The 20,618-nt window shown below is 62.2% G+C and carries 26 protein-coding genes; 10 read left to right on the top strand and 16 right to left on the bottom strand.

From position 1 onward, the window contains the following. Positions 1-56: 56 nt before the first annotated feature. Positions 57-941: an AraC family transcriptional regulator gene (locus tag AC0L16_RS15275; protein ID WP_473621688.1), complete on the top strand. Its 885-nt coding sequence runs from the start codon at positions 57-59 to the stop codon at positions 939-941. 57 nt (positions 942-998) lie between these two features. Here AC0L16_RS15275 and AC0L16_RS15270 read toward each other — a convergent pair whose 3' ends face one another. The 6 genes from AC0L16_RS15270 to lgt all read right to left on the bottom strand — a co-directional run bounded on the left by AC0L16_RS15270 (position 999) and on the right by lgt (position 6,880). Then, complete coding sequence (locus AC0L16_RS15270) at positions 999-1,934, bottom strand: ribose-phosphate pyrophosphokinase (RefSeq protein WP_473621687.1); 936 nt, start codon at positions 1,932-1,934, stop codon at positions 999-1,001. Positions 1,935-2,100: 166 nt separating this feature from the next. Beyond that, entirely contained in the window at positions 2,101-2,724 is a 624-nt protein-coding gene (locus AC0L16_RS15265; protein WP_473621686.1) for a hypothetical protein, read from the bottom strand. Between the two features lie 54 nt (positions 2,725-2,778). Next, positions 2,779-3,930, bottom strand: coding sequence for a M24 family metallopeptidase (locus tag AC0L16_RS15260; protein WP_473621685.1), 1,152 nt, complete (start codon positions 3,928-3,930; stop codon positions 2,779-2,781). Continuing rightward, the gene (gene pgeF, locus AC0L16_RS15255; protein ID WP_473621683.1) at positions 3,930-4,724 is read right to left on the bottom strand and encodes a peptidoglycan editing factor PgeF; all 795 of its coding nucleotides are present in this window, start codon (positions 4,722-4,724) and stop codon (positions 3,930-3,932) included. Before pgeF ends, AC0L16_RS15260 begins: the two co-directional genes overlap by 1 nt. Positions 4,725-4,843: 119 nt before the next feature. Further along, positions 4,844-5,932, bottom strand: coding sequence for a class I SAM-dependent methyltransferase (locus tag AC0L16_RS15250; protein ID WP_473621681.1), 1,089 nt, complete (start codon positions 5,930-5,932; stop codon positions 4,844-4,846). Between the two features lie 72 nt (positions 5,933-6,004). Beyond that, on the bottom strand, positions 6,005-6,880 hold the full coding sequence (gene lgt / locus AC0L16_RS15245) for a prolipoprotein diacylglyceryl transferase (protein ID WP_473621680.1): 876 nt from the start codon (positions 6,878-6,880) through the stop codon (positions 6,005-6,007). Positions 6,881-7,011: 131 nt separating this feature from the next. Here lgt and AC0L16_RS15240 point away from each other — a divergent pair, with 131 nt between their 5' ends. From AC0L16_RS15240 to AC0L16_RS15225, 4 genes are all read left to right on the top strand, one after another. Continuing rightward, the gene (locus AC0L16_RS15240; protein WP_473621764.1) at positions 7,012-7,314 is read left to right on the top strand and encodes an accessory factor UbiK family protein; all 303 of its coding nucleotides are present in this window, start codon (positions 7,012-7,014) and stop codon (positions 7,312-7,314) included. A gap of 327 nt (positions 7,315-7,641) precedes the next feature. Further along, entirely contained in the window at positions 7,642-8,142 is a 501-nt protein-coding gene (locus AC0L16_RS15235) for a type III secretion system chaperone family protein (protein WP_095491597.1), read from the top strand. A gap of 18 nt (positions 8,143-8,160) precedes the next feature. After that, a complete protein-coding gene (locus AC0L16_RS15230; RefSeq protein ID WP_473621679.1) occupies positions 8,161-8,520 on the top strand; it encodes a tRNA-binding protein in 360 nt (119 codons plus the stop codon). Between the two features lie 215 nt (positions 8,521-8,735). Further along, positions 8,736-9,179, top strand: a complete 444-nt coding sequence (locus AC0L16_RS15225) for a YybH family protein (protein ID WP_473621677.1) — start codon at positions 8,736-8,738, stop codon at positions 9,177-9,179. 189 nt (positions 9,180-9,368) lie between these two features. On the opposite strand, the gene AC0L16_RS15220 is transcribed toward AC0L16_RS15225, so the two are convergent. The 5 genes from AC0L16_RS15220 to AC0L16_RS15200 form a co-directional block, all read right to left on the bottom strand. After that, positions 9,369-9,770: a hypothetical protein gene (locus AC0L16_RS15220; protein ID WP_473621676.1), complete on the bottom strand. Its 402-nt coding sequence runs from the start codon at positions 9,768-9,770 to the stop codon at positions 9,369-9,371. Between the two features lie 221 nt (positions 9,771-9,991). Next, positions 9,992-11,077 carry a glycosyltransferase family 4 protein gene (locus tag AC0L16_RS15215; protein WP_473621675.1) on the bottom strand — a complete coding sequence of 362 codons (1,086 nt, stop codon included), beginning with the start codon at positions 11,075-11,077 and terminating at the stop codon, positions 9,992-9,994. Between the two features lie 209 nt (positions 11,078-11,286). Next, positions 11,287-12,699 (bottom strand): ATP-binding protein, encoded by a 1,413-nt coding sequence (locus AC0L16_RS15210; protein ID WP_473621673.1) that lies wholly within the window; start codon positions 12,697-12,699, stop codon positions 11,287-11,289. A 52-nt stretch (positions 12,700-12,751) separates the two neighbouring features. After that, positions 12,752-13,471, bottom strand: a complete 720-nt coding sequence (locus AC0L16_RS15205) for a response regulator (RefSeq protein ID WP_473621672.1) — start codon at positions 13,469-13,471, stop codon at positions 12,752-12,754. Then, positions 13,458-13,991 (bottom strand): MarR family winged helix-turn-helix transcriptional regulator, encoded by a 534-nt coding sequence (locus tag AC0L16_RS15200; protein ID WP_473621670.1) that lies wholly within the window; start codon positions 13,989-13,991, stop codon positions 13,458-13,460. Before AC0L16_RS15200 ends, AC0L16_RS15205 begins: the two co-directional genes overlap by 14 nt. Positions 13,992-14,236: 245 nt before the next feature. Between AC0L16_RS15200 and AC0L16_RS15195 the strand changes: the two genes are divergently transcribed. From AC0L16_RS15195 to AC0L16_RS15180, 4 genes are all read left to right on the top strand, one after another. Next, positions 14,237-15,130, top strand: a complete 894-nt coding sequence (locus AC0L16_RS15195; RefSeq protein ID WP_473621669.1) for a branched-chain amino acid aminotransferase — start codon at positions 14,237-14,239, stop codon at positions 15,128-15,130. A gap of 145 nt (positions 15,131-15,275) precedes the next feature. Next, positions 15,276-15,593, top strand: coding sequence for a hypothetical protein (locus AC0L16_RS15190; RefSeq protein WP_473621668.1), 318 nt, complete (start codon positions 15,276-15,278; stop codon positions 15,591-15,593). Positions 15,594-15,727: 134 nt separating this feature from the next. Continuing rightward, on the top strand, positions 15,728-16,369 hold the full coding sequence (locus tag AC0L16_RS15185; protein ID WP_473621667.1) for an MBL fold metallo-hydrolase: 642 nt from the start codon (positions 15,728-15,730) through the stop codon (positions 16,367-16,369). Positions 16,370-16,612: 243 nt separating this feature from the next. Further along, positions 16,613-17,254 carry a ThuA domain-containing protein gene (locus tag AC0L16_RS15180; RefSeq protein WP_473621665.1) on the top strand — a complete coding sequence of 214 codons (642 nt, stop codon included), beginning with the start codon at positions 16,613-16,615 and terminating at the stop codon, positions 17,252-17,254. Between the two features lie 365 nt (positions 17,255-17,619). Here the strand turns inward: AC0L16_RS15180 and AC0L16_RS15175 are convergent, their stop codons facing one another. From AC0L16_RS15175 to AC0L16_RS15165, 3 genes are all read right to left on the bottom strand, one after another. Then, on the bottom strand, positions 17,620-18,036 hold the full coding sequence (locus tag AC0L16_RS15175) for a BA14K family protein (protein WP_473621763.1): 417 nt from the start codon (positions 18,034-18,036) through the stop codon (positions 17,620-17,622). A 232-nt stretch (positions 18,037-18,268) separates the two neighbouring features. Then, entirely contained in the window at positions 18,269-18,481 is a 213-nt protein-coding gene (locus AC0L16_RS15170; RefSeq protein ID WP_473621664.1) for a cold-shock protein, read from the bottom strand. A 280-nt stretch (positions 18,482-18,761) separates the two neighbouring features. Continuing rightward, positions 18,762-18,974: a cold-shock protein gene (locus tag AC0L16_RS15165; protein WP_023799871.1), complete on the bottom strand. Its 213-nt coding sequence runs from the start codon at positions 18,972-18,974 to the stop codon at positions 18,762-18,764. A gap of 518 nt (positions 18,975-19,492) precedes the next feature. On the opposite strand from AC0L16_RS15165, the gene AC0L16_RS15160 reads away from it, so the two are divergent. Further along, positions 19,493-19,894 carry a Kazal-type serine protease inhibitor family protein gene (locus AC0L16_RS15160; protein ID WP_473621663.1) on the top strand — a complete coding sequence of 134 codons (402 nt, stop codon included), beginning with the start codon at positions 19,493-19,495 and terminating at the stop codon, positions 19,892-19,894. 82 nt (positions 19,895-19,976) lie between these two features. On the opposite strand, the gene AC0L16_RS15155 is transcribed toward AC0L16_RS15160, so the two are convergent. Together AC0L16_RS15155 and AC0L16_RS15150 are read right to left on the bottom strand one after the other, a co-directional pair. Further along, positions 19,977-20,225 (bottom strand): hypothetical protein, encoded by a 249-nt coding sequence (locus AC0L16_RS15155; protein ID WP_473621662.1) that lies wholly within the window; start codon positions 20,223-20,225, stop codon positions 19,977-19,979. Continuing rightward, positions 20,222-20,488: a hypothetical protein gene (locus tag AC0L16_RS15150; RefSeq protein ID WP_023799865.1), complete on the bottom strand. Its 267-nt coding sequence runs from the start codon at positions 20,486-20,488 to the stop codon at positions 20,222-20,224. The genes AC0L16_RS15155 and AC0L16_RS15150 overlap by 4 nt, the downstream gene beginning before the upstream one ends. Between the last annotated feature and the right edge of the window lie 130 nt (positions 20,489-20,618).

The raw sequence follows: 20,618 nt of genomic DNA, 5'->3' as shown, positions 1-20,618 counted from the left end.
CCGGGCGACTTCTTTCGTGGTTTGGTCCAATAGTTTCGCGAGTGGGCCAATAGCCAATGCCGCATGGCACCAAAATCTTCAAAGCGGGCGACACCGATCTCGGCCAATCTACCGATCTGGGGCAGTCTACCGATCTCGGGCTGTTGCGCCGCTGGCAATGGCTGGAGCAGGCCGTCGGGCCGGCGGTGGCCCTGCCGACCGAATTTCCCGACGGCTACCACGTGCCGCAGCACCGTCACAGCCGCAGTCAATTGCTGCACGCGCTTGTCGGCGTCGTGCTGGTGACGACTCGGCATGGGCGCTGGATGGTGCCGCCCGATCATGCGATGTGGATTCCTGCCGGCACCGAGCATTCCGTCGAGATGCTTGGCGACGTCAGCATGCGCTCGGTCTATGTGATGCCGGACGCCATTGCCGGGCTGCCGGATGGCTTACGCGTCGTCGGCATCACCGATCTGATGCACAGCCTGATCGTGGAATCGGAAAAGCTGCCGCAGGGCGCCGAGCTTGAGGGGCGCGGCGGGCTGATCATGAGCCTGCTGCTGCATGAAATCCCGAACCTGCCGGAACGACCTCTCGGCCTGCCTTTTCCTTCGGATCCAAGGCTTGCGGCACTGTGCCGGCGCTTCGTCGCAGCACCCTCACCGCATGCGACGATCGACGAATGGGCCGATATCGTCGGCATGAGCCGCCGTTCCTTCACCCGCGCCTTTCATCGCCAGACCGGATTGTCGCTGTCGACATGGCGCCAGCAGGCCTGCCTGTTCGCGGCCTTGCCGAGGCTGGCGGATGGCGAGCCGATCACGAGGGTAGCGCTCGATCTCGGCTATGACAGCGTGCCGGCCTTCATCACCATGTTCAAGCGCATGTTGGGGGCGTCGCCGCGCGGCTATATGCGCGGCTCAAGGGACAACATCAGGGTGTCGAACGCTAGCGCATGACCCCGAAAGGATCATGCGCAAATCAAGGTGCGACGCGCTTTAGCGCGGGCAGAGATTTCAGTCGAACAGGCTCGACACCGATTCTTCGGTCGCCGTGCGCGAGATCGCCTCGCCCATCAGGTCGGCGATGGAGACGACGCGGATGTTGCTGGCGTCGAGCACCGTCTGGGTCGGCTGGATGGAATCGGTGATGACCAGTTCCTGCAGTTTTGAGGCGCCGATGCGGGCGATGGCGCCGCCGGACAAAACGCCATGGGTGGTGTAGGCGGTGACGCTGGTGGCGCCGGCGGCAAGCAGCGCATCGGCCGCATTGCACAAGGTCCCGCCCGAATCGATGATGTCGTCGATCAGCAGGCAATCCTTGCCGCGCACGTCGCCGATGACGTTCATGACTTCCGATTCGCCAGGCCGCTCGCGACGCTTGTCGACAATGGCAAGCTGGGCGTCGATGCGCTTGGCGAGGGCGCGGGCGCGGACCACGCCGCCGACATCCGGGGACACGACCATGACATTGGCAAGCCGCTTGTACTTCGCCTTCACATCGCGGGCCATGACCGGCACCGAGAAGAGATTGTCGGTCGGGATGTCGAAAAAGCCCTGGATCTGGCCGGCGTGGAGATCCAGCGTCAAGACGCGATCGACCCCGGCCCGGGTGATCATGTTGGCAACCAGCTTGGCCGAAATCGGCGTGCGGCCCGAGGCGCGGCGGTCTTGCCTTGCATAACCGAAATAGGGAATGACCGCCGTGATGCGCTTGGCCGACGAGCGCATGAAGGCATCGATCATGATGAGCAGTTCCATCAGGTGATCGTTGGTCGGGAACGAGGTGGACTGCAGGATGAAGACATCCTCGCCACGCACATTCTCCTGTATTTCGACGAAGATTTCCTGATCGGCGAAGCGCCTGACGCTGGCTTTGCCCAACGGGATGTTGAGATAGCGGGCGACCGCTTCGGCCAGCACCCTGTTGGAATTGCCCGCGAAAAGCTTCATGCACCGTTCCTGGTGAAGGATGGAGACTCTGGCAGACTCTCTTGAGCCCCTTAGTCGGGGCTTTTAGCGGCCCGTGCCGGTATTGCAAGCGTCGTGATCGGAATCCGACGGCTAATCTCAATAAACATGAACGGCGAGGAAAGCCGGCAACATGTCAGCCGGCCGGTCAGCCCGCCTGGCCGCCAAGCCATGTGGCAAACTGGTCGATCGTCTGGTCGGCGATCGCCTGCATGGTTTCCGGCGCGACAGCAGCCCAGCCTTCGCCATCATTGACCGAGGGCGCCTTCTGCTGACCGTTGATGCGATGCAGCCGGTTGCCTGCCGGGTCATAGACGTCCCAGACATAGATGACGGTGGTATCCTTGCCTTCCGACATCGTCGAGAAATAGCCTTTCAGCACGTGCGTCGGGGTCTGGCCGGCGCTTCCCGCCAAGGTGATGCCGCGCTGCTTGGCTCGCGTCTGAAGCTGCGCGGTCAATGGTGTGGCGGCTTCCACCGAGGCGCCGACGATCGGCGCCACCTGCAGACGGGTGCGTGCGATGACGGCGGCGCTTTTTGCCGGCAGCTCGGTCGCGGGCTGTGTTGTCGCGGAAGGCTGGGCCGTTGCGGAAGGCTGGGCGGTGGTTGCAGGTGCGGTGGCCGTTGCAGCCGCGCCGCTTCCCGGCGTTGGCACGGTCTGCGTCGACTGCGGGGCGATGGCCGAGGGTTCGAGAACGTCCTTCGCGTTGGTGCAGGCGGCCAGCGTCAGCGCCGCGAGCAATGACACGGTCGTCGCATGCGATCGCCTCATTTGCCTCAAAACTCCCTGGCGATGAACGCCTCTTGCATTCTTACCATTATGGATTCATTGCACAATCAAGTCGAGATCATGGCGGGACAGCGGCTTCGGCTGCGATTCAGTCGTCAGATAGGTGCGGCCAAGCGTCATTGCCGTCTCGGTTTCGGAGTCCATGATGATCATGTGGGCGAACAGCGTCATGTTTGGCGCGATCGGTTCGGGATTGCCCTGATAGAACATCGGCATGTCCATCCATGATGGGGTGAAGCGGGCGCCGAGCGAATAGCCGCAGGCGTTGAGCCGGTGCTTGGTCAAATTGTGGGTTTCGAGCGTGCGGGCATGCGCGTCGAAGACGTCGCCGAAGGTATTTCCGGGCGTCATCGCCTTTTCGACGGCCAGAAGTGCGGCGCGCGCAGCTTCGAACAGTTCCTGGTGACGTTTCGACACCTTGCCGGTCAGCACCGTGCGCATCATCGCCGCATGGTAATGGTGGAAGACGCCGGCCCATTCGAGCGTCAGCTGGTCGTTCTTGCTCAGCTTGCGGCGGCCAGCCTTGTAACGGCAAAGCAGCGCGTCCACGCCAGAGCCGATGATGAACTCGTTGGCCGGATAGTCGCCGCCGCCGGCAAAGATCGCGCCCTGCATGGCGGCGAGGATCAAGGCTTCGTCGCCACCCTGCTTGATCAGCGGCAGGGCCGCGTCCAACGCGTCGTCGGCGAGATTTGCGGCCTTTTCCACCTTGGCGATTTCGGCCGGGCTCTTGAACAGGCGCAGCCGGCTGACGATGCCGGACGCGTCGGCGATCTGGCCAAAGGTCTGCAATTGCTCGTCCAGGCGCCGGCCGTTGTAGGCGGTCAGGCCGTGGGTGTCGTATTCGACGCCGATGCGGGCGCCGAGCAGGTCGAGGTCGTTGAGCAAATTGCGCAGGTCGATCGCCGGATTGGCGCCGTCGCGATCGGTCCACAGCACGATGTTGTCGATGATCGAGGTGTGGCGCGCCTGGCGCAGATCGGCCGAGCGCGTGAGCAGGATCATTGAGCCGTCTGCCTTCACCACCAGGCACTGGAAGAAGCAGAAGCCGAACGTATCGTAGCCGGTCAGCCAGTACATGCTCTCCTGCGCAAACAAAAGGACGGCATCGAGCTTCTTCTCGGCGATCTCGATCATCAGCCGATCGCGGCGCGCGTCAAATTCCGACCGTTCGAAATGCAGCGCCATTATTCTGTCTCCAAAACGATTGCCGAAATCTGCCGCCCGTAATCCGGCTCCTTGCGATGGGTGCTGCGCCGGTAGGAATAGAACAGATCCTCCTCGGCATAGGTGCAGCGGCCGAGCCCATCGGCTGTGACGCCGGCCCTGGTCAGCCGATCGACCGTATAGCGGCTGAGGTCGAACATTGCATGTTCCGGCTTCGCTGACGGCGCGAAATAGCTGATATTGCCGGCGTCGGCCTCGACGAAGCGGGCGACGAATTCCGGGCCGACTTCATAGTTTTCCGGGCCGATGGACGGGCCGAGAACCGCAACGATGCGCTCGCGCCGGGCGCCGAGGCTTTCCATCGCCGCAATGGTGTTTTCCAGCACGCCTGACATGGCGCCCTTCCAGCCGGCATGGGCTGCGCCGACGATCCGCGCCTCGGCATCGGCGAACAGCACCGGTCCGCAATCGGCCGTCGAGGCGCCCACCGCGATGCCCGGCCGGTCGGTGACGACGGCGTCGGCCTTGGGCCGCTCGCCGGAAAAGGGCTGCCTGGCGATGACGACGTCGGGCGAATGGATCTGGTGGGCGGTCAACAGATGACTTGATGGCACGCCCATCCAGTCGGCGACGCGGCGGCGGTTCTCGGCGACCTGCGTCTGGTCGTCGCTCGAGCCAGTGCCGATGTTGAGGCCCTGATAGATGCCGCTGGAGACGCCGCCGACGCGGGTGAAATAGCCGTGGCGAATGCCTTGCGCCCGCGCTTTCTCCAGCAAGGGCGACCGAACGGGATCCGGTTTGGTCTGATTCAGCATGGCTGCGTTGTTGTCCGTGAGAGCGATTTCGTCAAGCGACAGTCCAAAAGATGGCGACAGTCCAAAGATGGCGACAGATCGGCGACAGTCGGAAGAGTGGGAGAGGCGGCAGCGAAAAGTCAATCCGCCGTCGCAAAAGGCGGAACGGCGACGCCGGCAGGCAGGACGGCAAGCACCTTGAACAGGTCGCCCATGGCTTGCGGACCGGCGAGGCGTTCGACCTCGCCTGCAATCTTTTCGCGAGCCGCCTCATTGGCATTGGCGCCGAGCTGACCGGCCCGTTCGAGAAGCCCCATTTCCACCAGGAATTCGCCTTGCGTGGAGAGATGGGCATCGAGGCCATGCGCCCGCACGATCGCGGCAAGGGCGGCGAAATCGACATGGGCGGTGAGATCGGCTTCGCCCGGATTGGCCAGCACATCTTCGTAATCGTGCTTGCGCAAGGCCTGCAACGTGTCGCCGATCCCTGGCTGGAGGTAGCCATAGTCGACGAACAGGCCGGCGCCACCGAGCCCGGCCAATCGCTCGGCGATGGTCGCCATCAGCGCGGCTCGGGCCGGCGCGACCTCAATGATCGCGCCCTGTGGCGCGTTTTCGGCATCGTCCGGCAACAACGTCGGGTCGACCGAGGCGGCGCCGGCGAAGACGTGCAATTCGTCGGCGCCATCGAGGCCGATCATCCGTTCGCGCCAGCCTGTTCCGGCGCGGACGAACTGGCGGATCGGCACCGCGTCGAACACTTCGTTGCCGACGATGAAAAGCGGGGCCTGCGGCAGCGTGTCGATGCTTTCGTGCCAGCCGATCGCGGCAGGCGTGGCGGCAAGCGTTTGCTTCTGGACATCAGCCAGCCGCGGGCTGGTCTCGATCATGGCGAACGATGCACCGGCGGTCAGCGCCGGATCGAGCCGCGAAAACGTGCGCAGCATGTCCTTCATCAGCGTGCCGCGGCCGGGGCCGATCTCGGCGATGGTGACCGGCATCGGCCGGCCGGTCGCGAGCCAGGCTTCGTAGAGCCAGACGGCGACCAGCTCGCCGAACATCTGGCTGATCTCCGGCGCGGTGACGAAGTCGCCGGCAGCCCCGAACGGCTCGCGCGTCGTATAATAGCCGTCCAGCGGATCGAACAGGCAAAGCGCCATGTAGTGGTTGACGGGAATCGGCCCCGCCGCAGCGATCAGCTCGACGATGCGGGCTTTCAGCTGGGTCATACCGGCTGTGGCTGCGAAACCGGCCTAGGGCGACGTGCGTCCATTCGGAAAGTACGCCCTGGCACTTTGATTCTACGCATCGTGCTTTCCCAAAATCGATTCCGATTTTTGGGCCGATGCGGTAGCGGTCGCCATCGCCCAGATGCCGGCCAGCAGCATCGGCAGCGACAGCACCATGCCCATGGTCAGCCAGCCGGTGCCGAGGAGGTAGCCGAGCTGCTGGTCGGGCTCGCGGAACAATTCGACAAAGATGCGCGAGAGACCGTAACCGGCGATGAAGGCGCCGCCGACGAAGCGCGGCGTCTTCAGCTTGAGCCTGGAATGGGTGAGGAAGCGCAGGACCAGGAACAGCACCAAGCCTTCGAGCAGCGCCTCGTAGAGCTGGCTTGGATGGCGCGCAAAGGGCCCGCCATTGGGGAATTCGACCGCCCATGGCACGTCGGTCGGCCTGCCCCAGAGTTCGGAGTTGATGAAATTCGCCATGCGGACGAGGCCAAGGCCGACCGGCACGCCGGCCGCCACCACGTCGAACAGCGACCAGGTGCGGATGCCGCGCGACCAGGAAAACAGCGTCATGGCGAGGACGACGCCGAGCAGCCCGCCATGGAAAGACATGCCGCCCTGCCAGACGGCAAGGATATCGAAGGGTTGGGCGATGTAGCGCGGCAGGTCGTAAAACAGCACGTAGCCGGTGCGGCCGCCAAGCACCACGCCGATAGCCGCCCAGACGATGAAATCGTCGAGATCCTCGGGCTTCATCGGCACCGTGCCGTCGGGCCAGAGCCTTGCATTGGTGACGAGCCGCTTGGCATACCACCAGGCGAAGAGAATGCCGACGATGTAGCCGACGCCGTACCAATGCACCGCCAGCGGCCCGATCTGGACGATGACCGGGTCGATATTGGGGAAGGGCAGGGCGGCCAGCGGCAGCATAAGATACTCGCTCAACAGGATCTCCCGGTTGCGATCACGTTCGGGCGCGGACCATGCGGCAGGGTTTTGACGGGGTCAAGGCGACGTGGATGCTTGCATTCCGCGTCGCGCGCCACTACGTCAAATCGAGCAAGCGAGGATTTTCCATGTCGACCGGACCGAACCGCATTCTCGATGAATTCGCCAAGCTGATGACCGACGCTGCCGGTGCCGCGCAAGGCGTGCGCCGCGAAGTGGAAACCGCCTTCAAGGGGCAGGCCGAACGCGTTCTCAACTCGATGGACCTGGTGCAGCGCGAAGAATTCGAGGCCGCCCGCGACATGGCGGTAAAAGCCAGGGAAGAAAACACCCGTCTGGCTGCCCGCATCGAAGTGCTTGAGGCGAAGCTCGCCGAATTGACCGGGCAGGCCGCGCCTGCGGCTGCGGCAAAGCCCAGATCAAAAAAATAATCGTTAAACTTTTCCACAAAGCACAATCGCAAAAAGCGCTTTGCCGTGAATCGCTTACCGGCATTGCGTGAATCTTTGTGACAGCGGCTTTCCACATGCGAATGACGCAGTGCGAAAAATTGGGCTGGTCACGCGAGTCCCGATCAATAGACTGAATTTGTTGCATGATTCGGAGCAGGGTCATGCGCCGGGCGGTGGGGTCCGGTCTGGGGTCTTTGCGTCGACGAAGTCCCGGCCGTCCGAGTTCTAGACAAGATTGTTCGTTGTGTGTGCCTCTCCCGCGGAGCGTGTGGTGGCGCTCCGCTCCCGGAACGACAGGAAGCATTCATGGAACTTCTCGAACTCGAATTCTCGCGCGAAATCCATCCGGTGGATGTTATCGAGCAGGTGGCGCACAACAACGAGTGGTCATTCGAACGGGCCGGCGACGACGAGATTTCGATTTCGGTTGCCGGAAGCTGGACCGACTACCACGTCTCATTTTCCTGGATGGAGGATTTCGAGGCACTGCATCTGGCCTGCGCTTTCGACATCAAGGTGCCGGAGGCGCGCGCCCTCGAAGTGATGCGGCTGCTTTCGCTGATCAACGAGCAGATGCTGTTCGGCCATTTCGACCTCTGGGAGCAGGAGGGCGCGATCATGTTCCGCCAGTCGCTGCTGCTCGCCGGCGGAGTCGAGCCGTCGAGCCAGCAGGTCGAGGTGCTGTTGTCGTCGGCGCTGGAGGCCTGCGAATGCTATTTCCAGGCGTTCCAGTTCGTCGTCTGGTCGGGAACCTCGGCCAAGGATGCGCTGGCCGGCGTCCTGTTCGAGACCTACGGAAACGCCTGAGCCAGGACCTGAACCTCCATGAGTTCGAGCAGCCAGCGCAAGCCCGAGATCAGCTTCGCCGATTTCGATCGTGTCGACATTCGTGCCGGCACGATCGTCGAGGCCGAGCCGTTTCCGGAGGCGCGCAAGCCGTCGATCAAGCTGAAGATCGATTTCGGCCCTGCCATCGGGGTGAAGAAATCGTCGGCGCAGATCACCAAATACTATGCGCCGGAGACGCTGATCGGCCGGCAGGTGTTCGCGGTGATCAACTTTCCGCCGCGCCAGATCGGCCCCTTCATGTCGGAAGTGCTGACGCTTGGATTTCCCGACGAGGAGGGTGCGGTCGTCCTCGGTGCGATCGAACGCAGGGTGCCTGACGGCGGCCGACTGTTCTAGCTTCGTCGTCCACGGGCGGAGCGGGAGCGAAGCCGACGCGCGGACTTCCCTTGGCCGCTCCTGGCGAGCCAGGCTGGACGAGCCAAATGCCCTCTACTTGAGAGATTAGATGGTTTGGACCACCCCAAATGGATTAGTCGACAGCCCAACGGCCCAGGCTTATTGTTTTGACGCGGCATCTGTCGGGCTGTGCCGCCAATTCTGGGGAGGATACGATGGTTCGACTGCTGACTGCGATTTTCGCTGTGCTTTCCCTTTGCCTTTTTTCGGGGTCGCCCGCCAACGCCGACCCCGTCGACGATCAGGTGAAAGCCGCTTACGTGGCCTGGGACGCTGCGTTCAACAAAGCAGACGCAAAGGCGGTTGCGGCGTTCTACACCGACGACGCGATCTTCTTGCCCGCCACCCATGACATCATCAAGGCACCGGACGGGGTCGAGAAATTCTTTGGCGGCCTCTTCGGCATGGGAGTGACAGGCCACAAGCTCGAACTGATCGAAGCAGAAGGTGACGGCAACCTGCTGTTTGGCACGGCGAAATGGTCGGCCAAGGGTAAAGACGCCAATGGTGCGGATCAGCCGTGGGCCGGGGTGGCAACCCACGTCTTCGAAAAGCAGGCAGATGGCAGCCTGAAACTCCGGCTGCACACCTTCAACTGATCAACGGCGTTCTCTGCATCCGACGGGAGGGGTCCGCTACCGGGTCGCTGCCCCACTCGCAGCGCGGGGTTCTCGCGAAGGATCTTTTCGAGCGGCCCTACTTTCAGAAGCGCCCAAGTCATCGCGTCGAGATCGCCGCGCTGCACCCAGCCGCCTCAGGTGTGCGGCGTATGTGTTCGGGGCGCCCCTCTATGCCTTCCACATCGTCGAGCGCAGAACGGCCTGCATGTGCTCCTTGAGGTCGAGCTCGCCGCGCGCCTCGACATTCAATAGATACTTTGCCTTGGTCCGCCGATCGGCTTCGTAGACAGCGGGATAGGAGCAGACAGCCACCAGCGCTTTTTCTCCAGCCCGGCCAGCCTTGGCACAGCTAGCCTTGGCACAGTCGCGGCCGCTACTGCCCCTTTCGTGGACGGCCCTGCCGAACGCCGCGTACGTTGCCCTATGCGCTTCGATCAACGCCCGCAGCTCGCGGGATGGTACCTGGTTCCGTCGCTGCGGTTCGCTGGCGATGGCCGTTCCGACAACGGTTGAAGTGATCACGGCGCTTGCGGAATTGAGGATCAAGGTGCGGCGGTTGACCCTGGACATGGCGAACTCCTGGAACTGTGCTGGCAGTGGGACCGCGCCCAGCCGCACGCCCACCATAGCATCACGGGCAGCCGAATCCTGTCAGGATGTTCAGTCCAGGCATAAGCGAGATGTCGGCAGGCCATCCGCATCACGAGCACGCTCGTGCCGTCGCCGATGCCTTTTGGTGCGGCTCGCCGCCTCAACCCAACAAGTTCTTCAGCGAAGGCGCCGCTCGCAGGTCACGGAATGGATCCTCGGGTCTGCGCGTCGGCTTCGCCGCCGCTTCGCCCGTGGATGACGAAAGGTGGTGTCAGTTTTCGCTGGGTGCCCAGCGCCTCTCCAACCGTTTCCAGGAACATTTCCGCGCAGGCTTTCCAGCTATAGCGCATTGCCCGTTGGCGCGCCTCGGCGCGATCGACATCGAGCGCGGCGAGCGCGGCCTCACGCAAATCGTTCGACACCGCTCCGCCGACGCCGTCGCCGACAATGTCGATTGGTCCGGTCACCGGATAGGCTGCGACCGGAGTGCCGCTGGCCAGCGCCTCGATGATGACATTGCCGAACGTGTCGGTGCGGCTGGGAAAGACGAAGACATCGGCAGAGGCGTAGATTTCGGCCAGTTCGTCGTTCGGGCGGTGGCCAAGGAAGTGGGCATCGGGGTATCTCGCCCTAAGCCTGGCCAACTCAGGCCCCTCGCCGACGACCACCTTGCTGCCGGGCAAATCCAGATCGAGGAAGGCGGCCAGGTTCTTTTCGATCGCAACGCGGCCGACGCAGAGGAAGATCGGTCGCTTGAGCCCCAGATCCTTTTTCTTGTCCGGCCGGAAATGGTCGGTATCGACGCCGCGCGTCCATGGCCTGAGCTTGCTGAAGCCACGCGCCGCCAGATCGTCCGCCAGCGATTGGGTGGCGACCAGCGTGCCTTGTCCGGAATTGTGGAAATCGCGAAGCCAGCGATAGGCCCAGGCTTCCGGTATAGGCAGGCGCGCGCTCAGATATTCCGGAAAGCGCGTGTGATAGCTTGTCGTGAACGGCCGGCCTGCCTTGCGGCAATAGCGCCGCGCCATGATACCGAGCGGGCCTTCGGTGACGATATGGATATGATCGACGTTGCGCGCTTCGATCAGGCGCTCGACGCGGCCTGGCGTCGTCAGCGCCAGCCGGATGTCCGGGTAGGTCGGCAGCGGCAAGGTGCGAAAGATATTCGGGGTCAGGAAGTCGGTCTCGACGTCGAAGGATTTCAGGGTTTCTGAAAGCCGTTCCAGCGTATGGACAACGCCGTTGACTTGCGGGCGCCAGGCGTCGGTGACCATCAGGATGCGCATAGCAGGCCTTTGCTTGAAAGGTCGTCGGTTTCCTTGATGCGAGGCCGCAAAGCCGAATCAATCAGGATCACGCGCTTCATGCGCGCTCTTCAGCATGGTTTCGTGACGGGCCGATGAAGGCATAGCCGATGGCCGTCTACAACCACCTGAAAAGCACGATGCGTAGGTTCAAAGTGTTAGAGCGTCTAATTGGACGCACGTCGCTATAATCAGGCCGGAACCTTGATGATGGCGCGCAAGCCGCCGAGCGGGCTCTTGTCGAGCATGATGTCGCCGCCATGGCTGCGGGCGATGTCGCGTGCGATGGCAAGGCCAAGGCCGGTGCCGCTGGCGTCGAGGTTGCGGGCCTCATCAAGCCGCACGAAAGGCTTGAACACGTGCTCGCGCTTTTCGGGCGGAATGCCCGGACCGTCGTCGTCGATGGTGACGAGCAGCGTGCCGCGGCCGTGGTTGGCGTTGATCTCAACCGTCTTGGCATAACGGAAGGCGTTGCCGACGACATTGGACAACAGCCGGGCAAAGGCGTGCGGCCGCACATGCACATTTGGATCGCCGGCGAGCGAGGTCGACAGTTTGCGCTTGCGCAGCGTCGCCTCCTCGCCGAGCTTGTCGAAATAGGCTTCAAGGTTGAAACGGCCGGCGTCTTCCGTCGCCTCGCCGCGGGCGAAGGCGAGATAGCCTTCCAGCATGGACTGCATGTCGTCGATGTCCTGGCCGAGCGCCTCGGTGTCGGCCTTGGTCCCGGTCAGCGCAAGCTGCAGCTTGAAGCGGGTGAGGATTGTCCTCAAGTCGTGACTGACGCCGCTCAGCATGGCGGTGCGCTGTTCGAGCTGGCGTTCGATGCGTTCGCGCATCTGGATGAAGGCAAAGCCGGCGCGGCGAACCTCCTCGGCGCCGCGCGGACGGAAATCGAGCGGCATCGGCCGGCCCTTGCCGAAACTTTCGGCGGCCTCGGCCAGCGTCAGGATCGGCCGGATCTGGTTGCGCAGGAACGGGATGGCGATCATCAGCAGCACCAGCGAGGTGCCGACCATCCAAATCAGGAAAATGTGCGTGTTCGAGGCGTAGGCCTGGCTGCGGCGGACGAAGGCGCGCAGCACCTTGCCCTCAAGCTGGACGCGGACCTCGATGATGTTGGAATTGCCGACCGTATCGATCCAGAACGGACGGTTGATCTGATGGGTGATCTCGGACGAGAGAATTTCGTCGAGGATCGAGAAGAACGGCTTTGGACCCGGCGCCGGCAGCGGATCGGGCGGCAGCAGGTCGATCTTCAGCTGCATGCGATCCTGCGCGATGCGGATGATGTTGGCGTAGTCGGCGTCGTTTGGATAAGTTTCCACCAGGTCGACAATCGCCGCAATGTCGCGGACCGTGGCCTGCGACAGGCGCTGCGTCACGGTCTGCCAGTGGCGTTCCATGAAGACAAAGGCGAGCACCGATTGCAGCAGGATCATCGGCGCGATGACGATGATCAGCGAGCGGGCATAGAGCCGCTTCGGCATGTAAAGCGAAACGAGGCGCCAGAACCGTTTCCAGGCAAGCGGCACGGCCTTCAGCGCCCGCCTGGCGCGAGCGCTCAAGCCGCGATCTCCCGGCCGTTCCAGTTGCGTGGTCGCCATTCGCCCTTTTTGCTCATCTGCAGCCACTCGACAAGGGGCTGCGGGCGGCAGTCTATTCCACGCTGAGCCGATACCCAATACCGCGCACGGTCTGCAGCCAGACCGGATTGGACGGATCGCGCTCGATCTTGCGGCGCAGTCTGTTGATCTGGACGTCGATGGTGCGCTCGCCGACTTCGGACTCGTCGCCGACAAGTTCATGACGCGGAATCGTTTCGCCGGCCCGCGCCGCAAAGATCGCCAGGATCTCCTGCTCGCGGTCGGTCAGCTTCAGAGCCTCGCCGCCGCGCTTGAGCTCCCGCCTGGCGATCTGGAACGTGTAAGGCCCGAAAACCAGTTGCTCGACCTTGGGCGTCGTCGTCGGACCGCCGCGGCGCAGGATGTTGTTGATGCGCAGGATCAATTCGCGGGGATCGAAAGGCTTCGGCAGATAGTCGTCGGCGCCGGCCTCGAGCCCGGTGATCCGGCTGTCGGTCTCGGAGAGCGCGGTAAGCATCAGGATCGGCACGTTCTTGGTTGCCCGCAGCGCCTTGGCGAGATCGACGCCGGTTTCGCCCGGCATCATGATATCGAGCACCAGCAGATCGAAATCGAGGCCGGCGAGCTTGCGCCGCGCTTCGCCGGAATTTCCGGCAACGGTGACGCGAAAGCCGTTTTCGGTCAGATATTGTTTGAGAAGATTGCGGATACGGGTATCGTCATCGATCACCAGCAGATGCGGCGCGTCGTCGTCCGGTGCTGCCGGCTGATCAACCCTGTCAATGGTCTCCATGGCTTTTCCCTGACGTTTTTGCGGGCACAATGTCGATCTGCGCCCTTAGTTCCGGATTGACCATCGCTTCCAGGAAGCGCTCGATCAAGGCGCGTTCGGTGGCTCCGGAATCTTCCAATGCAGCATGGATGCGGCGTGACTGTGGCCGTGCCAGCGCCAGCGCCAGGGCGCGGCCCCTGGCTGTCGGATAGAGCTCGCGCTGGCGGCGGTCGCGCGGACCCTGCAACTGGACGATGTGGTCGGTGTCGATCAGCTGCTTGAGCACGCGCGCCAGGCTCTGCTTGGTGATCTTCAGCACGTCGAGGAGTTCGGCGACCGTCAGGCCCGGCCTGCGATTGACGAAATGCAGAACCCGGTGATGGGCGCGGCCGAAGCCATAGTCGGACAGGATCTGGTCGGGATCGGAGGTAAAATCGCGATAGGCGAAGAAGAACAGTTCGATGATGGCAAAGTCGATGCCGTCCTCGTCAGTGATCGCCGTCCTGATCGGTTTGCCGGCTGGGTGGCTGCGATCCGTCATCTTTTCTCCGTGCGAAAGGGAATTATGTCAGTACTATTGACGTAATTTCCCGGCAATGGTAATTTTTGACAAGCTTTTCGGCGGATTGCGAACGAAAAGGCAAGGGGAAGCCGTTTTTCCGGAACTTCCTGAGTTTGCCAGACCTTATATATCCGCCTACGCTTCGAGATACCCGCCGCCCGGTGCGGCGGACAAGAAACGCAACGACACAATAATGTGCGGGCGGCCGCCCGCGGGAGGTTACCATGGCATCCGTTCCCTTTGACCAAATGGACGGCTTTATCTGGACGAACGGCGAGTTCGTCCAATGGGCCGACGCCAAGATCCACGTGCTGACCCATGGCCTGCACTACGCCAGCGCGGTGTTCGAGGGCGAACGCGCCTATGGCGGCGAGATTTTCAAGCTGACCGAACACAGCGAGCGCCTGCACGAATCGGCACGCCTGCTCGGCTTCAAGATTCCCTATTCGGTTGCCGAGATCGACGACGCCTGCCGCACGCTGTTGAAGAAGCAGGGTTTTCAGGATGCCTATGTCCGGCCGATCGCCTGGCGCGGCAGCGAACAGATGGGCGTCTCGGCGCAAAACAGCCGGATCAACTGCGCCATCGCCATCTGGCAGTGGCCCAGCTATTTCGATCCGGCACAGAAGCTGAAGGGCATCCGCCTCGATCTGGCCGAATGGCGCCGCCCCGACCCGCGCACCGCGCCGTCGAAATCGAAGGCTGCCGGCCTCTACATGATCTGCACCATGTCCAAGCATGCCGCCGAAGCCAAGGGCTATGCCGACGCCATGATGCTCGACTGGCGCGGCCAGGTTGCGGAAGCGACCGGCGCCAACATCTTCTTCGTCAAGGACGGCAAGATCCACACACCCACCCCCGATTGCTTCCTCGACGGCATCACCCGCCGTACAGTCATTGGTCTTGCCAAGGATCGCGGCTTCGAGGTGATCGAGCGCACCATCATGCCGGAAGAGCTCGAAGGCTTCCAGCAGTGCTTCCTCACCGGAACGGCGGCCGAGGTGACGCCCGTTTCTGAAATCGGTCCCTACCGATTCGAGGTGGGCGAAATCGCCAAGACTCTGATGAACGACTATTCTGCGGCCGTTCAACCCAAGCATGCGATTGCTGCAGAATAACGAAAGTCACAACTTTTTTAACAAGTAGGGGCGGTTTTCGGACTGCCCCTTTTATTTAAGCCCTTCTGCATTTGACTTTCGCCCAGTTCGGCGTCTCATGATGCTGTCGGCCCGGGAGGCTGGCAGCTATGGAGGGACTGGTAATATGGACATGAACACGCTTCTTCAGATCATTGTTCAGGTGATTATGGGTGTCATTGGTGGCCAGGCGGTGGGCGCGGCGCTCAAAACAGCGGCAATGGGGCAGCTTACCAAAATCCTCGGCGGCGCCCTTGGCGGCGTCGGCGGCGCGGCCATCCTGGGCAGCCTGCTCGGCGGCGGCACGATCGATCCGGCTGCGGCCGCAGCGGTAACGGGCGGATTGGGCAGCGCGCTGAATGTGCAGAACATCCTCGGCGGTGCCGGTGGTGGCGCCATTCTGACAGCCATCATCGGCGCGGTGATGAATGCGACGAAGAAGTAAGCCTGGCGGTTTCGGGCTTTAGCGTGGGCGGCTTCGGCCGCCCATTTCATTTTTGCGTTGTCGCGACAGCCGGATGCGGTGGACGATGTTCGCGTGTGTCTCTAAATCAGAAGCGACACAGCGAAAGGACGATCATGGGTCAGCTCAACGCCGGCATCGTGCCGGTCACGGCGTTCCAGCAAAACTGCACCATCCTCTTCGACATGGACGACAGGCAAGGCGTCGTCGTCGATCCCGGCGGCGACATCGACAAGGTGCTGGCAGTGCTCAAGGACAATGCGATCGATGCCGGCGCGATCTGGATCACGCATGGTCACATCGACCACGCCGGCGGCGCCATGGGGCTAAAGGAGGCGCTCGGCATCGAGATCATCGGTCCGCATGAGGCCGACCGCCCGTTGCTTGCCAATCTCGAGAAGCAGGCGAAACACTACGGCATCACCGATCCGGTGCGCAACTGCGTGCCCGACCGCTTTCTCAGCGAAGGCGATACCGTCTCGTTCGGCCAGCACGTGTTCGAAGTCTTTCATTGCCCGGGCCACGCGCCCGGCCATGTCGTCTACTACAATCGTGCTGCGAAGTTCGCCCATGTCGGCGACGTATTGTTCCGCGGCTCGGTCGGGCGCACCGATCTTCCGGGCGGCGACCACGCCGCGTTGATCGCCTCTATCAAGGACAAGCTTCTGCCGCTCGGCGACGACATCGGCTTCATCTGCGGCCATGGTCCCGGTGGCCGCTTCGGCGAGGAGCGCCGGAGCAATCCATTCCTGATTTAAACGCGTCGTGGCTGCGGAGCCTCACGCGATGCGCGCATCAGTCTCTTGCCTTACAGTAAATCGTGTCGCGATTTAAAATGGCCTCGTATCCGGCAGCTTTGAAGCAGTTTCTGCATTCGGTTGGCTCGAACAGGTGGCAGAGATCGCCAAGAGCTGCGCAGAGCGCGTCGCGCCCCTTAGCGAACCAGTTGAGCGGCGCGCTCGTTCTTGTGGAATTTAGCTGCACAACGAGGAGAAATCTAAATGCCTAGGGCCTTGATCGTATGGGGCGGCTGGAGTGGTCACCAGCCGCAGGAGTGCGCCGATATCGTAAGGAACATGCTCACGGAAGACGGTTTCGATGTTCGCGTCGAGGACACGACTGCCGCGTTCACAGATGATAAGCTCGCGGATATCGATCTTATCGTGCCAATCGTCACGATGTCGACGATCCAGCAGGACGAGGTCAAGGCCCTGTGCAGGACCGTTGAAAACGGAGCGGGCCTCGCAGGCTTCCACGGCCAGATGGGAGATTCCTTCAGAGACGCAGTCGAATATCAGTTCATGGTCGGCGGGCAATGGGTTGCGCACCCAGGCGACATTATCGATTACAAGGTCGATGTCGTGTGTTCCCAGGATGCTATTATGGAAGGCATCGAGAGCTTCCCGTACCGATCAGAACAATACTACATGCACGTCGATCCATCCAATGAGGTCCTTGCGACCACGACCTTCTCTGGCGAACATGCAAGCTGGATCAAAGGTGTGGTCATGCCTGTCGTCTGGAAACGCCGCCATGGAAAGGGTCGGGTTTTCTATTCGTCACTCGGCCATGCAGCTAGTGAATTCGAAAACGCCTCTATGCGCACCATCATGCGCAGGGGCTTGAATTGGGCCAGCAGATAGCGGCCGGATCTCATCAATCCACACCAGTGTGACCGAAGTTGAAACCGAGGTTTGATCGGGTTCGGAATGTTTCGATCCCAGGTCGGACGCATGCTCCGCGCAAGGGTCCCCTTGTTGACGATGATAAACAGCGGCCCAATCCTCGGCCCTTCAAGTTATCGTCACCAGAGAACATTAATCCCGCCGGCGGTGTGCCCTAGATGTTCGATCCCGTCCATGGCTCGGTGGCCTGACATCGCGGGACAAAGCATCGCTAATCCGCTGACAGGCATCTGGGGGACGCGCAATCGCGACGCTTTAATTCATGCCGACAACAAAAAAGCGCTGCCTTGCGGACAGCGCTTTTGTTCGCGGGCAGGGAAGCCTCAGTTCGCGGTGCAGAAATGCTGTTCGCCGTCATAGCCGGTGAACGTGCCGGTGTGGGCGTTGAAAGAGCGATAGCGATCCGAACAATATTCATACCAGCCGCGGGTCCATGGCTCGGCATAGCCGTCATTGTAGACGACCCGCGGTTGCGCGTAGTAGCGGCGCACCGGGGCGGGCCGTCGATAACGACCATAATCGTCATAGCCAGAGTCGTAATAGCTGGGCTGCGGGTTGTTGAGCGCACCAACGATCAGGGCGCCGGCCGCGAGGCCAAGGACGCCTGCCGCGATCGCATCGCCATTGCCACGATGATGGTGCCGGTGGCGCCAGTCACCAGCGCTGGCCGCTGGCAAGGTCGCGAGCGTGGTTGCAACGATCGCGGCGGACAGGACGGCGGTCTTGAAAATTCGGTTCATCTCGGTCTCCTTCATGCCGGCCCGGGTAATCTGCGGCCCGGGTAATCTGGGGGATGCGGTCCGGCTTTACCGAAGATTAGTAGGCGACCGTGGCTGAACGGGGACTGAACGAAGTTGGCGGGCTGGGACCAGTCGATTCATCGATCAGGCATGGCGCAAGGCACAAATATCGTGTGCTCAACAAGGAGCGGAACTGCGCCAGCGGATCGCCCGACGCTGTCTCGAACTCGGCTCAGCCGATCGACAGGTTGACGGCTTTCGGACCCTTGCCGCGCTTGTCCGGCTCAGTGTCGAATGTTACCTTCTGCCCATCCTCAAGACCGGGAAGACCCGACGCCTGCACGGCCGAAATATGGACGAAGACATCCTTCGCGCCATCATCCGGCGTTATGAAGCCGAAGCCTTTGGCATGATTGAAGAATTTGACGATGCCGGTCTGCGGCATGGGAAGCTCCTTTGATCCCATCAAGTCCAGTCTCGGGCCGGCAAATGCCCGAGTGGAAATTTGTCGTTTATTTTAGCGCCATCGGCAAGAGAAAGTTTTGCGAGCAGTGGCTTGCCGCCGTGCCACGAAAAAAGGCGCGACGAAACCGCCGCGCCTTCGAAACTCGGGTCCGGCGCTGAAAGCCGGGTCAAGGCCTTTGGAGGGGCCTCGGGCTCATTCCTGGCACCCCCGGGCGGACATGCGTTCCTGGCATGTCCGGCCTGGCATGCGCGGCGACGGTTCAGTCCGCGCGGAGATTGACCGCCTTCGGTCCCTTGCCCATGCGGTCGGGCTCGACATCGAACGTGACCTTCTGGCCATCGACGAGCGTGCGCAGGCCCGAAGCCTCGATCGCGGAGATGTGGACGAACACATCCTTGGCGCCGTCATCTGGCGTGATGAATCCGAAGCCTTTGGTAGCGTTGAAGAATTTAACGGTGCCGGTCTGGGCCATTGGGGAAACTCCTTCACCCGTGTCAGTCTTTGTGGTTTGCCCGCCGCCTGACGCCGTGGGCAAGTCCCGGTGGTTGCTTCGGCAGTCATGCATGGCGCATGATTAGAACCCCCGCCGAAAAACGGGGCCGTCAGAGATTCACAGTATCGGGGAAAGGTCGTCCAAAACGTTCCGCTCTCCGGGTCGCAAATGCCCGAACACAAAATTTATCGCACGGAAACGCGATGGTTGCAAGGTAGCGCCAACGGCCGCTCATGGACGCATTCGCACACATGGCATCGACAAAGCGGGGATGCTCGCCCGGTGGTCATAAGCCATAGCCCGGCCACGCATGGTCCAGCCGGCTGGGAACCTGCAAACAGGGGTTGCATTCGGCGGGTGGAATGGCGAGGATCGGCTGGGCGTATTTTGCATTTTTTGCGCATATGTCCCAAACCGCCCGCACCCTCGGGTCGGGGCCCCGCGGGCATGCCTTTGGGTGACGTGCATTGGAGCGGGGGCTCGAGGGAGGTCTGGTGATGAAGTTTCTTGCGGCAATCTTCTCGCGGCAGGGTTTTGCCATCCTGTTGCTGTCGGCAGTTCTTGCAGCCTGTACCGCGGTGGTGGTGGAGGAGGACGGACCGGGGTACCGCCCGCCTCGGCCCGAGCCGCAATTTTGCACCAGACAATATGATCCGGTCTGCGCCCGGCGCGGTGGCGACCGCCAGACCTTCGCCAATGCCTGCCTTGCCGAGCGGGCCGGATATCGGATCATCAGCGGCGGCCAGTGCCGCGACGGTGGCGGTGATGGAGAACAGACGTTCTGCACCCGCGAATACCGCCCGGTCTGCGCCCGCCGCGGCAGCGCGTTGCGCACCTTCCCCAACGCCTGCGAGGCTCGCGTCGCCGACTATCGCATCGTTGACGACGGTCCCTGCTGAGAGGCTGGTTTTATCCCCGCCTCCAGGCGGGGAGGGGCTCATCCATCAACTGGTGAACATGGTGGCGACGGTTGATGGGTGGCTAGCTGTTTGGATCGTCGGCCACTTCGAGATTGTCTTCCGTGGTGACCCGCTCATGGGTCTCCTCGTCGCTGCGGATGCGGTATTGCGGCGAGCCGTCCTTGACCGGCAGCTTGCTTTTGATCTGGAACAGCTCGGCGGTCTTCTGAACAAGGCCGGTGCGGCTCTTCATGCGAACGATCTGGCCGATCGCGAAAAGATGCGCAGGCGTGTCGGTGCGCGGGCGTGCGTTCTGCTGGAAGCGGATCATGCGGCATTCTCCTGGTCGCGCCTCAGCGCGGTTTCGAGTTCGGCGAAGTCGATTGCGACCAATTGGCTGGTCTGGCTTTTCACCGTCCTTGCCGGCAGATGGATGAATGTGGCGACACGGCGCCAGGCAAGCCACGAGATGCCATCGACAAGCTCCTCATCGTGGTCGATGTCGTAGTCGCCGGCCGGCAATTGTCCGTCCAGGCCGCCAATCATGAAGGGTGCCTCGAAATGCGCGATGGAATGGGTAGTTCGGCCAGACATTCTCGTGCCTCGAAGTGTCGTCCCGGCTTGAATCCGATAAGGTGGTGCCCGCTTCGCGGCACCGGGACTTAAGGTCGTGGGTCCCTGTTCGGCAATTTGGATATCGGCAATTTGGGTATCGGCGATCTGG

The sequence above is a fragment of the Mesorhizobium sp. WSM4848 genome (assembly GCF_055811375.1).
The sequence above is the reverse complement of the archived record's forward strand: the minus strand, read 5'-3'. Positions and strand labels throughout refer to the sequence as shown.